Source organism: Rhodococcus sp. HNM0569, assembly GCF_012726205.1.
Taxonomy (GTDB): Bacteria; Actinomycetota; Actinomycetes; order Mycobacteriales; family Mycobacteriaceae; genus Rhodococcus_F.
On sequence record NZ_JAASAE010000011.1, the window covers coordinates 112,404 to 124,920 of the forward strand.

12 protein-coding genes are annotated in these 12,517 nt (G+C 67.3%); 11 read left to right on the plus strand and 1 reads right to left on the minus strand.

Translation table 11 applies throughout. The features are described 5' to 3' along the window. The first annotated feature begins 265 nt into the window (after positions 1-265). The 11 genes from HCA44_RS15590 to HCA44_RS15640 all read left to right on the plus strand — a co-directional run bounded on the left by HCA44_RS15590 (position 266) and on the right by HCA44_RS15640 (position 11,855). Positions 266-1,363: an ABC transporter ATP-binding protein gene (locus HCA44_RS15590; protein ID WP_346764745.1), complete on the plus strand. Its 1,098-nt coding sequence runs from the start codon at positions 266-268 to the stop codon at positions 1,361-1,363. 9 nt (positions 1,364-1,372) lie between these two features. Further along, positions 1,373-2,167 carry an ABC transporter permease gene (locus HCA44_RS15595; RefSeq protein ID WP_169649980.1) on the plus strand — a complete coding sequence of 265 codons (795 nt, stop codon included), beginning with the start codon at positions 1,373-1,375 and terminating at the stop codon, positions 2,165-2,167. 4 nt (positions 2,168-2,171) lie between these two features. Then, a complete protein-coding gene (locus tag HCA44_RS15600; protein ID WP_169649982.1) occupies positions 2,172-3,032 on the plus strand; it encodes an ABC transporter permease in 861 nt (286 codons plus the stop codon). After that, on the plus strand, positions 3,029-4,387 hold the full coding sequence (locus HCA44_RS15605) for an MCE family protein (RefSeq protein ID WP_169649984.1): 1,359 nt from the start codon (positions 3,029-3,031) through the stop codon (positions 4,385-4,387). The genes HCA44_RS15600 and HCA44_RS15605 overlap by 4 nt, the downstream gene beginning before the upstream one ends. Next, the gene (locus HCA44_RS15610) at positions 4,384-5,463 is read left to right on the plus strand and encodes an MlaD family protein (RefSeq protein WP_169649986.1); all 1,080 of its coding nucleotides are present in this window, start codon (positions 4,384-4,386) and stop codon (positions 5,461-5,463) included. Before HCA44_RS15605 ends, HCA44_RS15610 begins: the two co-directional genes overlap by 4 nt. Further along, a complete protein-coding gene (locus HCA44_RS15615) occupies positions 5,460-6,452 on the plus strand; it encodes an MCE family protein (RefSeq protein ID WP_169649988.1) in 993 nt (330 codons plus the stop codon). Before HCA44_RS15610 ends, HCA44_RS15615 begins: the two co-directional genes overlap by 4 nt. Before the next feature lies 1 nt (position 6,453). Further along, complete coding sequence (locus HCA44_RS15620; protein ID WP_169649990.1) at positions 6,454-7,716, plus strand: MCE family protein; 1,263 nt, start codon at positions 6,454-6,456, stop codon at positions 7,714-7,716. Positions 7,717-7,742: 26 nt separating this feature from the next. Next, entirely contained in the window at positions 7,743-9,014 is a 1,272-nt protein-coding gene (locus HCA44_RS15625; RefSeq protein WP_169650039.1) for an MCE family protein, read from the plus strand. Continuing rightward, positions 9,011-10,252, plus strand: a complete 1,242-nt coding sequence (locus HCA44_RS15630; protein WP_169649992.1) for an MlaD family protein — start codon at positions 9,011-9,013, stop codon at positions 10,250-10,252. The genes HCA44_RS15625 and HCA44_RS15630 overlap by 4 nt, the downstream gene beginning before the upstream one ends. Before the next feature lie 140 nt (positions 10,253-10,392). Next, complete coding sequence (locus HCA44_RS15635; RefSeq protein WP_169650041.1) at positions 10,393-11,013, plus strand: hypothetical protein; 621 nt, start codon at positions 10,393-10,395, stop codon at positions 11,011-11,013. A gap of 38 nt (positions 11,014-11,051) precedes the next feature. Then, entirely contained in the window at positions 11,052-11,855 is an 804-nt protein-coding gene (locus HCA44_RS15640; RefSeq protein ID WP_169649994.1) for a hypothetical protein, read from the plus strand. A 13-nt stretch (positions 11,856-11,868) separates the two neighbouring features. Here HCA44_RS15640 and HCA44_RS15645 read toward each other — a convergent pair whose 3' ends face one another. Then, the gene (locus HCA44_RS15645) at positions 11,869-12,507 is read right to left on the minus strand and encodes a GNAT family N-acetyltransferase (RefSeq protein WP_169649996.1); all 639 of its coding nucleotides are present in this window, start codon (positions 12,505-12,507) and stop codon (positions 11,869-11,871) included. Positions 12,508-12,517: the final 10 nt, after the last annotated feature.

Sequence of the window (12,517 nt, forward strand, 5' to 3'; positions counted from 1 at the left end):
TTCGGACAGTTCGGTGGGATCGGACAATCTTCCACGATGGACGTGACCCCGTGTTGTCTTCCTTCCTTACTCGTGAGTAGGATGCGTGTCACAGCTAACACCCCGATGCGGTAAGGTGACGCAACCCACAAGGTCGCACGACATGGGGGCCAGTCCCTGGGCCGCACGCCGAGGGGGTCGTGCCCCTGGTGTGCGGGTCGTGACCGAGTCGGTTCGCGACAGGTGGGGGGAACGCATACATACTGCATCGGACGTCGTGGAGGTAATCGTGGGTGTCGAGGTCGCCGTCGAGGGACTGACCAAGTCCTTCGGCTCGCAGAAGATCTGGCAGGACGTATCGCTGACGCTGCCGCGGGGCGAAGTGAGCGCCCTGCTCGGGCCGTCGGGTACGGGTAAGTCGGTGTTCTTGAAGTCGCTCATCGGGCTGCTGCGGCCCGAAGAGGGCTCGATCGTGATCGACGGAACCGACATCCTCCAGTGCTCGTCGAAGGAACTGTACGAAATTCGCAAACTGTTCGGTGTGCTTTTCCAGGACGGCGCGCTGTTCGGTTCGATGAACCTGTACGACAACGTGGCGTTCCCGCTCCGGGAGCACACCAAGAAGTCCGAGTCGGACATTCGCAAGATCGTGATGGAGAAGCTCGAGATCACCGGTCTGATCGGCGCCGAGGACAAGCTGCCGGGTGAGATCTCCGGTGGTATGCGCAAGCGTGCCGGGCTCGCCCGCGCGCTCGTGCTCGATCCCGAGATCATCCTCGTCGACGAGCCGGACTCGGGTCTCGACCCGGTCCGCACCACGTACATCTCGCAGACACTGATCGACATCAACGCCGAGATCGACGCCACGATCCTGATCGTGTCGCACAACATCAATCTCGCGCGTACGGTGCCCGACAACATCGGCATGTTGTTCCGCAGGCATCTCGTGATGTTCGGTCCGCGGGAGGTGCTGCTCACCAGCGAGGAACCCGTGGTCAAGCAGTTCCTCAACGGCACCATGATCGGCCCGATCGGCATGTCCGAGGAGAAGGACGAAGCCACGATGGCGCAGGAGCAGGCCATGGTGGAGGCGGGTCACCACGCGGGTGGCGTCGACGACGTCGAGGGCATCGTGCCCCAGATGCGCGCCACGCCGGGCAAGCCCGAACGACAGGCCGTCGCCCGCCGCCAGGCACGAGTGCGCGAGATCATGCACACGCTTCCCCCCAATGCACAGGAAGCAATTCGCGAATCGATGGTCGAGAACCCGTCCGATTACGCCACCGGCTCGTACGATCAGGGCGGTTACGCGTACGACGAGCAGGACACCCAGGTCATTCCGGCATACAGGGGCGCTGGAGATCAGAACTACGAGCAAGGGTAGGCAGCGCGGATGGGGGATACCCGGGCCTCGGTTCTCACACCGGTCACAGGGGCACTGACTCAGGCGGGGAACATCGTCGAACTGTTCGTCGATGTCGTCCGCAACACCTTCAGAAGGCCGTTCCAGTTCCGCGAGTTCGTGGAGCAGGCATGGTTCATCGCATCCGTCACGATCCTGCCGACGGCGATGGTCGCCATCCCGTTCGGCGCGGTCGTGTCGTTGCAGACGGGTTCGCTCATCCGCCAGCTCGGCGCCGAGTCGTTCACGGGCGCCGCGAGCGTTCTCGCGGTCATCCAGCAGGGCAGCCCCCTGGTCACCGCGCTGCTCGTCGCGGGTGCGGCCGGGTCGGCCGTCACAGCCGATCTCGGTTCGCGCACCATCCGCGAGGAGATCGACGCGATGGAAGTGCTCGGTATCAACCCCGTCCAGCGTCTCGTCGTCCCGCGTGTGCTCGCGATGGTGCTCGTGGCCGTTCTCCTCAACGGCCTCGTCGCCGTCGTCGGCATCGTGGGCGGCTACTTCTTCAACGTGATCCTGCAGAGCGGCAATCCGGGTGCCTACCTGTCGTCGTTCTCCGCATTCGCGCAGTTGCCGGACCTGTGGATCGGCGAGGTGAAAGCCGCGATCTTCGGCGTCATCGCGGGTGTGGTGGCCGCCTACAAGGGGCTGCACCCCAAGGGCGGCCCGAAGGGCGTCGGCGAAGCGGTGAACCAGTCGGTCGTCATCACCTTCCTGCTGCTGTTCTTCGCGAACCTGATTCTCACGATGGTGTACCTGCAGATCGTTCCGGCGAAGGGATCATGACCCGATGACTATCGCGAAGGGCCGTGGAGACCGGGCCCTGATGCGTGCCCGTCGAGTCGGCCGGGCACCCCTGAACGTGCTCGACCGGGCCGGCGAGCAGATGTCTTTCTACTCGCGTTCGATCGCGTGGATTCCTCACACGATCGTCCACTACCGCAAGGAAGTGCTGCGGCTGCTCGCCGAAGTCACCTTCGGCAGCGGTGCGCTCGCCGTCATCGGCGGCACGATCGGCGTCATCGCGATGATGTCGGGCTTCACCGGCATCGTCGTCGGTCTGCAGGGTTTCGCGGCCCTCGAGCAGCTGGGCAGTTCCGTGCTCACCGGCTTCCTGTCGGCGTACGTCAACACCCGTGAGATCGCGCCCATCGTCGCGGCCCTCGCGCTGTCGGCCACCGTCGGTTGTGGTTTCACCGCGCAGCTCGGCGCGATGCGGATCTCCGAGGAGATCGACGCGCTCGAGGTCATGGCGGTGCCGAGCGTGCCGTTCCTCGTCACGACCCGCATGATCGCAGGCTTCGTCGCGGTCATCCCGCTGTACATCGTCGGCCTGCTCGCGGCCTATCTCGCATCCCGCATCATCACGACGGTCGTCAACGGCCAGTCGTCCGGGTCGTACGACCACTACTTCAATCTGTTCCTGCCACCCGAGGACGTCCTGTACTCGTTCGCGAAGGTGCTCGTGTTCGCGTTCGTCCTCATCCTGATCCACTGCTACTACGGCTACCACGCGTCGGGCGGTCCGGCAGGCGTCGGCGTCGCGGTCGGTCGCGCGGTGCGCACCGCGATCGTCACGATCGCCGTCCTCGACTTCTTCCTGAGTCTCGCGATCTGGGGCACGTCCACGACGGTGAGGGTCGCCGGATGAGAACTTCCACGGTGGTGCGGCGCCGCATTCTGGGCATCGCGTTCTTCCTCGTGCTCGCACTGTTCCTGTACATCACGATCGGCTCGTTCAACAAGGTGTTCACCAAAGTCGTCAAAGTCGACCTCGTCACCGACACGGCCGGAAACGCATTGCCGCCCAATGCCGACGTCAAGGTGCGAGGCATGATCGTCGGCGAGGTGCGGTCCACGTCCACGGTCGACGGCGAGGTCACGTCCGAGCTGGCGCTCGAACCCGACAAGGCCGCCCTGATCCCCGCGAACTCGACGGCGCGGTTGCTCCCGAAGACGCTCTTCGGCGAGCGGTACGTGGCCATCGTCGTGCCCGAGACCGATGCCGGGCCTGCGATCGAGGCGGGCGACACGATCCGTCAGGACAAGAGCGGCAACGCCATCGAGATCGGCGAGGTGCTCGACGGTCTGCTCCCGTTGTTGCAGGCCATTCCCCCGCAGGATCTGTCGAACACGCTCGGCGCGCTCGCGGAGGGCTTCAGCGGCCGCGGCGAGGAGTTCGGGCTCACGCTCGACCGGCTGCAGGAGATCTTCGGCGGGCTCAATTCCGAGCTGCCCAACCTGCAGGAAGACCTGCGCGGCCTTGCCGACTTCTCGCAGACCTACTCCGAAGCGGCGCCCGAACTGATCGATGCGCTCGACAACCTGCGCACCACCGGCAACACGTTCGTCGAGAAGCAGGACCAGGTGTCGTCGTTGCTCGCGTCGTTCACCGGCACCGCATCGAGCACCGCGGACCTGTTGGAAGCCAACCGCGACTCGCTCATCACGTTCGCGGCCGACTCGCGTGAGGCGCTGCAGATCCTGGCTCGCAACTCGCCGTCGTTCGGGTGCATGCTCGCAGGCTTCGCGCGCACGGCGCCGGTCGCACGCGACCTGCTCGCGCCGGACGATCCGTATCCGGGCGTGCGCGCCAACATCCAGTTCACCAACCCGAAGGGGCGGTATCTGCCCAACCAGGACGAGCCGCGGCTCCTCGACGACCGTGGACCCGCGTGCTACGACTCCTACAAGGAGCCGGGCAAGAAGTTCCCGCAGTACCCGGGCGGCTCGTCCTACAACGACGGCGCCTACCAGGTGCCGAGCCGCAACCCCGGCTCGACGCGACCGCTCGACATCCTGCCCGCTCCCGAAGGCGTCCCGGACGACGTCCCGGGCTGGGGCGAGCAGGCCACCCCCGTCGTGTACGAGGGTTCGAAAGCCGAAAAGGACACGCTTGCAGTGGTGTACGGCCAGGCCGGAGGCATCGCGCCCGAGGACGTACCCGCGTGGACGACGTCGATCGGCGCACCGTCGTTGCGAGGAGCGGAGGTGAGCTACCAGTGAGGGGGCTTGCGGCACCGCTGACCAAACTCATCGTGTTCGCGGTCGTGACGATCCTGGCCACGGGCATGCTCGCGGCCACGATCGCCAACATCGGTGGAGGTGGCGGCACGAAGTTCTCGGCCGTCTTCACCGACGTCACGTCGCTCAACGAAGGCGACGAGATCCGCATCGCGGGTGTGCGTGTCGGCCAGGTCGAGAAGATCGAGATCGTCAACCGGCGCGAGGCGAAGGTCGAGTTCACGGTGTCCGATCGTGACTGGCTGCCGGCGAGTACGACGGCGACCCTCCGGTTCCGCAATCTCGTCGGGCAGCGGTACATCGCGCTCGAACAGGGCGAGGGCAAGCAGGGGCTGAAGCTGAACGGGGGCGACACGATCCCGATCGAGCAGACCCGTCCCGCGGTCAACCTCACGACGCTGTTCAACGGCTTCCGGCCGCTGTTCCAGACGCTCAGTGCCGACGACGTGAACAAGCTGTCGTACCAGATCATCCAGGTGTTCCAAGGCGAGGCAGGCACCGTCGACGAGCTCGTGCGCAATACCGCGAGCCTCACCAACACGTTGGCCGACAAGGACCGCGTCATCGGCGATGTCATCGACAACCTCAACGAGGTGCTCGCGACGGTCAACAGCCGCGACGACGAGCTCGACTCGTTGCTGGTCAACACGCAGAAGCTGGTGACCGGCCTGTCGAACGACCGTGGCACGATCGGCTCCGCCGTCACGTCGCTCGCGGGCCTCACCGACGCCACCGCGAACATCCTCGAACCGACGCGTCCGGCCGTCACCGACTCGATCGCGGCGCTCGGCACGCTCACCAACACGTTGAACGAGAACCACGACAAGCTCGACGAGACGCTGAAGACGTTCCCGGTCAAACTCGAAAAGCTCGGGCGTGCAGCGAGTTACGGTTCATGGTTCCAGTTCTACCTGTGTGGTGTGGACATTGCTGCCGGGCCGGGTACGGCTCCGCAGCTCAACCTGCCGACCGGACTGCCCACCGTCAACCAGCCGCTCTACACGAACTCCGCGAAGCGGTGCACGCAAGAGGGCTTGAGGGAGCTGCAGGGCGAATGAAGAAGCGTAATCCGGCCACCATCGGCGCGTTCGGCATCATCGTGATCATCCTGGCCACGGTGGCGGCGATGTCGCTCGACTCGCTGCCGATCATCGGCGCGGGTCAGGTGTACCGCGCGCAGTTCACCGAAGCCGCGGGGCTCAAGCCCGACAACGAGGTTCGCGTCGCGGGCGTCAAGGTCGGCAAGGTCAAGTCGGTCGACCTCGACGGCGACCGGGTGACGGTGGCCTTCCAGGTGAGCGACGCGTGGCTGGGCGACCAGACGTCCGCGTCGATCCAGATCAAGACGATCCTGGGACAGAAGTACCTGTCGCTCGACCCACGCGGTTCCGACTCGCTCGATCCGAGCGACACGATCCCGCTCGAACGCACCACCGCGCCGTACGACGTCGTCGAGGCGTTCTCGTCGGCTGCCGACACGGTCGACCAGATCGACACCGATCAGCTCGCGCAGAGCATGCAGACGCTGTCGCAGGCGTTCTCGGGCACGCCGGACGACATCCGTGCGTCGCTCGACGGTGTGAGCCGGCTGTCGCAGACCATCTCGAGTCGCGACCAGGAGCTGCGTCGCCTGTTCGACGCCACCGCCAACACCACACAGATCCTCGCCGACCGCAACAAGGAGTTCACGCAGCTCATCAGTGACGGTGGCAAGCTCCTGGAAGAGCTCAACACGCGCAAGCAGGCGATCTCGCAGCTGCTGCACGGCACGCAGCGCGTGTCGGAACAGCTCAGCGCGCTCGTCCAGGAGAATCGCGAACAGATCGGGCCTGCCCTCGACCAGCTGAACCAGGTGGTGGGTCTGCTCAACGACAATCTCGGGGACATCGACAAGGCGATGAAGCTGTACGAACCGTTCGTCCGCCTGTACACGAATGTCGTCGGCAACGGCCGGTGGTTCGACCAGGTGATCGTGAACATCCTGCCGCCGGGGCTCCCCGAGATCCCGGGCGAGCGCGAGCCCGGTCGCACGTTGGGGGTGAACTGATATGAGCGGCGTCGCGCACGACACCGAACGGCGGCGGTTCAGCCGCACGCAGATCGTGATCACGAGCATCGTCGTCGTCGCGGCGATCTTGCTGGCGACCGCCCTGTGGTGGGTGTTCACCCGCGCAGGCACCACCAAGATCACGGCGTACTTCGACAAGTCCGTCGGCATCTACGAGGGGTCCGACGTCCGCGTCCTCGGCGTCAAGGTCGGGTCGATCGGCTCGGTCGAGCCGCAAGGCGAGGTCGTCAAGGTCGAGATGCGGGTCGACCGCGGCACCGACGTCCCGGCCGAGGCGAATGCCGCACAGGTGTCGCCGTCGGTCGTGTCCGATCGCTACATCCAGCTGTCGCCGCCGTACACGGGGGGCGCGAAGATGACGAGCGGCGCGACGATTCCGCGCGAGCGCACCGCGACGCCGGTGGAGGTCGATCAGCTCTACTCGAGCATCGAGGACCTCTCGCGCGCGCTCGGACCCGACGGCGCGAACAAGGAGGGCGCGCTGTCCGACCTGGTGCAGTCGGGTGCCGCCAACCTGGACGGCAACGGAGAAGCGCTCGGCGAGAGCATCCAGCAGTTGTCCGACGCGAGTCGCACACTCAACGACTACCGTGGCGACATCTTCGACACGGTCAGGAATCTGCAGACGTTCGTGAGTGCGCTTGCGGCCAACGACGAACAGGTGCGCCAGTTCAACACGCAGCTGTCGGACCTGTCCGGCTTCCTTGCGTCCGAACGTGAGGATCTCGCGAAGGCGTTGCAGCTGCTGGGCCCTGCGCTCGTCGACGTGGCCGACTTCGTACGCGACAACCGTGAGCTACTGACGAAGAACATCAACGACCTCGTGCCGGTGACGCAGGCCGTCGCCGACAACCGCGACTCGCTGATCAACTCGCTCACACTGCTGCCGCTCGCGGTCTCGAACCTCACCAACTCGTACGATGCCGAGGCGGGCGCGCTCGCGTCGCGGCTCACGATCCCGGATCTGCAGGATCCCGCGGGCGCGGTGTGCAAGCTGCTCGATCTGGGCAAGCTCGTGCCGGGCGACCCACGCTTCGAGCAGCTCGGCCGGCAGGCCCAGCCGCTCGTCGACCGGTGCGCGGGTATCGCGGATCAGGTCACCTCACGCGTCGCGACTCCCGAGTTGACCCTCCCGTTCGGCATCATGAGCGGCGAGAACATCCAGAACCGGGTGGTCCCCGGCACGGTGCCCGGCAATGTCTCGCCGCGCTTCGAGGGCTTCGGCAGCGGAGGTGGCCAGTGACCCGGAAGACTGTGTCGGCGCGGACGATGCGGCGTGCGGCCACCGCGACCGCGGCGCTGTCCGTTGCGGCGGTGCTCGCGACCTCGTGCTCGTCGGAGGGCATCTACGGCATCCCGCTGCCCGGCGGGGCCGACGTCGGCGACGACCCGATGCATCTCACGATCCAGTTCGACGACGTCCTCGATCTCGTGCCGCAGACCGCGGTGAAGGTGGACGGCGTACCGGTGGGCCGTGTCGACTCGATCGGTGTCGCGGACGACGGATGGACCGCGGAGGTCGCCATATTGCTCGACCGCACGGTCGACCTGCCGTCGAATGCCATTGCGGCCGTGGACCAGACCAGCCTGCTCGGCGAGAAGTTCATCCAGCTCACGCCACCGCAGGAAGGCGCCGCCGGCACGCTGTCGGACGGCGACGAGATCCCGTTGGCGAACACTCGGCACTCCACCGAGATCGAGCAGGTGCTCGGTGCGCTGTCGCTGTTGCTCAACGGCGGCGGCGTCGGCCAGTTGCAGCCGGTCGTGCACGAGCTCAGCACCGCGCTCGACGGCCGCGAAGGTCGCGTGAAAGAGCTGTTGCACCAGACGAACACGCTCGTCGACGGGCTCAACGACCAGCGCGACGACATCACGCGTGCGCTCGACGGGCTCGACACCCTCACTGCCCGCACCGCCGAGCAGACCGACAAGATCGAAGCCGTGCTCGACGAACTGCCGGTCGCGACGGGTGTGCTCGAAGAGCAGCGTCCACAGCTCACCCAGATGCTGGGCCAGCTCGACCGGCTCGGGCAGGTCGGCACCGACGTGCTCACGCGCTCGCGCGACGACCTCATCAACGACCTGCTGGCGCTGCGGCCCACCCTGCAGGCGCTCGCCGCGGCGGGCCAGGACCTGCCGGACGCGCTGCCCTTCGTGCCCACCGTGCCGTTCCCCGACGGCGTCGAGAAGATCGCACTGGGCGGTTCGGTCAACCTGTGGCTCACCGTGGACCTGCAGATCGGCGACGCGCTGTCGGCACTCGGCGTCGGCCAGGGCGATCCGGTGTACGTGCCGCCGCTCTACGGCGAGCCGAAGCCGGTCATCGATCCGAGCAATCCGTACGTGGGTGGCAACGGTCCGCGTCCGGGGTGGCCCACCGTGTCGCTGCTTCCGGTGCTGCCGTTCGGGGCGCCGCCGGCGCTGCCGCCGCTGCCGGGTGCGTCGGGTACCGCGGGAGACGGCGGTGACCAGGGCGGCGACGCTCCGCGGAATCCGTTCGAAGGCTTCCTGCAACAGTTCGGAATCGGGGGAGGACAGTGAGATCTCGACTCGTCCGGGTCCAGCTGATCGCGTTCGTCGTGGTCGCGCTGCTCGGCCTGGTGTACGTGGGCGCGCAGTACGTGCGCCTCGACAAGCTCCTCGGGTTCGGCGAGTACACCGTGCACGCCGAACTATCGGACTCGGGCGGCATCTTCACCAACGCCGAGGTCACCTACCGCGGTGTCCCGGTGGGGCGTGTGGGCGCGTTGTCGCTCACGTCCGACGGGGTGAGTGTCGAGCTCAAGCTCGACTCGGGCGGGCCGGACATTCCGGAGTCGTCGAAGGCCGTGGTCGCCAACCGGTCCGCGATCGGCGAGCAGTACGTCGATCTGCAGCCCGACACGGATCAGCCGCCCTTCCTCGCCGACGGCTCCGTCATCACCGACACGCAGACTCCGGTCCCGGTCGAACAGGTGCTCACGAGTGTCAACGGCCTCGTCCGGTCGGTTCCGCTCGACGATCTGACGACGGTCGTCCGTGAGCTCGGAACCGCGCTCGACGGCCGGGGGGACGAGATCGGCAGGCTCGCCGACTCGCTGTCCACGCTGACCCAGTCCGGTGTCGAGGCGCTGCCGGAGACGCTCCAGCTGATCCGGGACAGCCGCATCGTGCTCGACACCCAGAGCGAGCAGTCGTCCTCGATCCGGCAGTTCAGCCGCGACCTCGACGACGTCGCGGCGCAGCTGCGGGCCAGCGACCCCGACGTGCGCACCATCATCGACGGGGGTCTGCCCGCGAGCGAGCAGCTCGGCGGACTCGTCCAGGACGCAGGCCCGGGCCTGACCACAGGCGTGCACAACCTCGCACTGCTCGCCGAGAAGCTCGCGCCGCAGGCCGTCGCGCTCAACCCCCTGCTGCTGTTCCTGCCGGGCGTCTCGGCGGCGGCGTCGACCATCGCGCCCGGCGACGGTACGGTGCACCAGGGCATCGTGCTCGAGACGAACAACCCGCCGTCGTGCACGGTGGGCTACGAGGGCACGCAGGCAATCCTCGACCAGATGAAGCGCGAGGACCCGCACTTCGACGACACGCAGCAGGACTTCCCGTTCAACTCGGAGGCGTCGTGTGAGGTGCCGCAGGGCAGTGTCACCGGCGTCCGCAGCGCGAACCGCATCCAGTTCGCCGACCCCGACACCCCGCAGCCGTGGGATTCGAAGCCCAAGGTCGATCCCGACAAGCTCGACCTCAATCCGATCGCGAGCCAGCTCGCACCGCTGGTCGGGGTCACTCCGAAGTAGAGCGCGGTGGCTCGGCGTCCTCGCCGAGCCACGGGCGTGTGCACGACGATCAGTAGGGTATTGATGTGACACCAACAGTTTCGGCCGAACCCGAGGGCCCGTCCGGGCCTACGCAGGAAACCTCGCCCCTCGGCAGAGCGCTGCTCGCCGGGGCGGTCGTCCTCCTGGTCGTCGCCGTCGTGGCGGCCGGCTGGTTCGGATTCACGTGGGTCCGAGCCGTCGTGGGCGACGGCGACGTGGCCTCCGCGCGCGACTCGGCCCTCGACGGCGCCCAGCAGGCGGCGATCAACCTCAACACGGTCGACGCCGCGAACATCGACGCGTCGTTCGAGAACATGCGTTCGTCGATCACCGGCGACCAGATGAACAAGGACCTCGACACGACGGTCCAGCAGCTCACCGACGCCGTGCGGCAATCCGGTGCCACGAGCAAGGGCGAGGTGCTCAGCGGCGCCCTCACCGAACTCAACACCGACGACAAGACCGGAAAGGCGCTCGTCGTGCTCGCCGTCACCACCACGTGGCCGCAGCAGTACGAGCGCACCAAGGTCACGATGACCCTCGGGATGCGTGACGTCGACGGGGTGTGGAAGGCCGAGTCGGTGCAGCCGGTGGGCAGCCGGATCCAGCTCGACGCGGGGCCCACTCCCGGCGCGGAGCAAGCCCCCGCCGAGGGTGCGCCGCCCGCGGACGCGCCGCCCGCCGAGGCTCCCGCGGAGGAGGCACCCGCCGAACCCGCCGCCCCCGCCGAGGGGCCGTAGTCCGCGCCGCGCACGCAGCTCGACAGAAATGGTGAACCATGCCACCCCAACGCCGTAAGAACACTCCCGCCAACGCTCCGAAGGGGCGGCGTCCGTACGTGGCCGGAACCCGTGGGCGCACGCCGCGGGACGCAGCCGACGCGCCGGGAACCGAACCACCGGAGGTCGACGCACCCGAGGCCGACGTACCAGGGGCCGAAGCACCCGAGACGCCTGTCCCCGTCGAACCGGCTCCCGACGCGAAGGAGTCGAAGCCGGACCTGACGAAGCCTGCCGAGCCGGCTCCCGAGGCGACGGAACCGACCGAGCCGGAATCGAAGCCGGAGAAGGCACCCGCCGCGCCTGTCGCCTGGAAGCCGATCGCCGCGGTGTTCGCCGCCGCCGTCGTATTCGCTGCGATCGCGGTCGTGGCCGCGATTCGACCGGGCTTCGACGCGGACACCGGCAACCAGGCGTGGGTCGACGCCGGCGCCACCTCGGAAGTCACCGCGGCGACGACGGAGGGCCTCGAGTCGCTGTACTCGTACAGCTACGACACGATCGACGCCGACTTCGACAAGGCGCGTGGGTTCCTCACCGAGGACAAGCGCAAGGAATTCGACGAGACGGCCGACACCACGAAACAGGCTGCACAGCAGACGAAGACCGCAACACAAGCCGATGTCACCGACATCGGTGTCGTCCGCCTCGAGGGTGACAATGCCGAGGTGCTCGCGCACCTGAACGTGAGCGCGACGGGCGATGCCGTCGCGCAGGGCAGTGCGGCCACCCCGGTCGTCGTGCACCTCACCAATGTCGACGGTAAGTGGCTGCTCTCGGACATCTCCGACAACCAGGCGTGACCGCTGCCGCGGTTCAGCGCCGCGGTACCCGCAGCATGACGTTCACCCTCGGGCCGCGTCGTCCGAGGGTGGTCGTCCCGATCAAGTGGCCGTCGAAGCGTTCGTAGAACGGGACATTGGAGTCCTTGCACAGACCGCACACGGGCACGCCCAGCGTGTCCGCTCGGTCCACGAGATCCTGGAACAGTGCGGTGCCGACACCGCGCCGATGGTTTTCCGGACTCGCGCCGAGATAGACCGCGAGGATATGCGGCACTCCGGGAACCGTGCGGGCGAGTGCGGCATCCACCCGGATGCCCGCCGCCACGCGGGTTCCCATGTCGCGCATGAGTTCCGGGCCGCCGATCAGCGAGTGCCACGGCGTACGGGTGTGGTCGGGGCCATGCCACAGCAGCACGCCTTCGATCCTGCCGTCGACCGTGGCGACGGTCGCCGTTCCCTGCGGCAGATGCCTGCGCCGCGCCATCGTGAGGATCATCTTCGGCTGTCGCCGGTCGCGCACCGACTCGTCCGGGAAGAGATACTCGCCCACGGGGTCGTCGCGATGGAAGGCGCGACCGAGCACCGAGGCGATCGCGGGAAGATCGGAGCCCGTCGCTGAGCGGACGGTGATGTCGCCGCCGCGGTTCGTCGTCGTGTCTCCGGTAGTCACCGGACCTCGT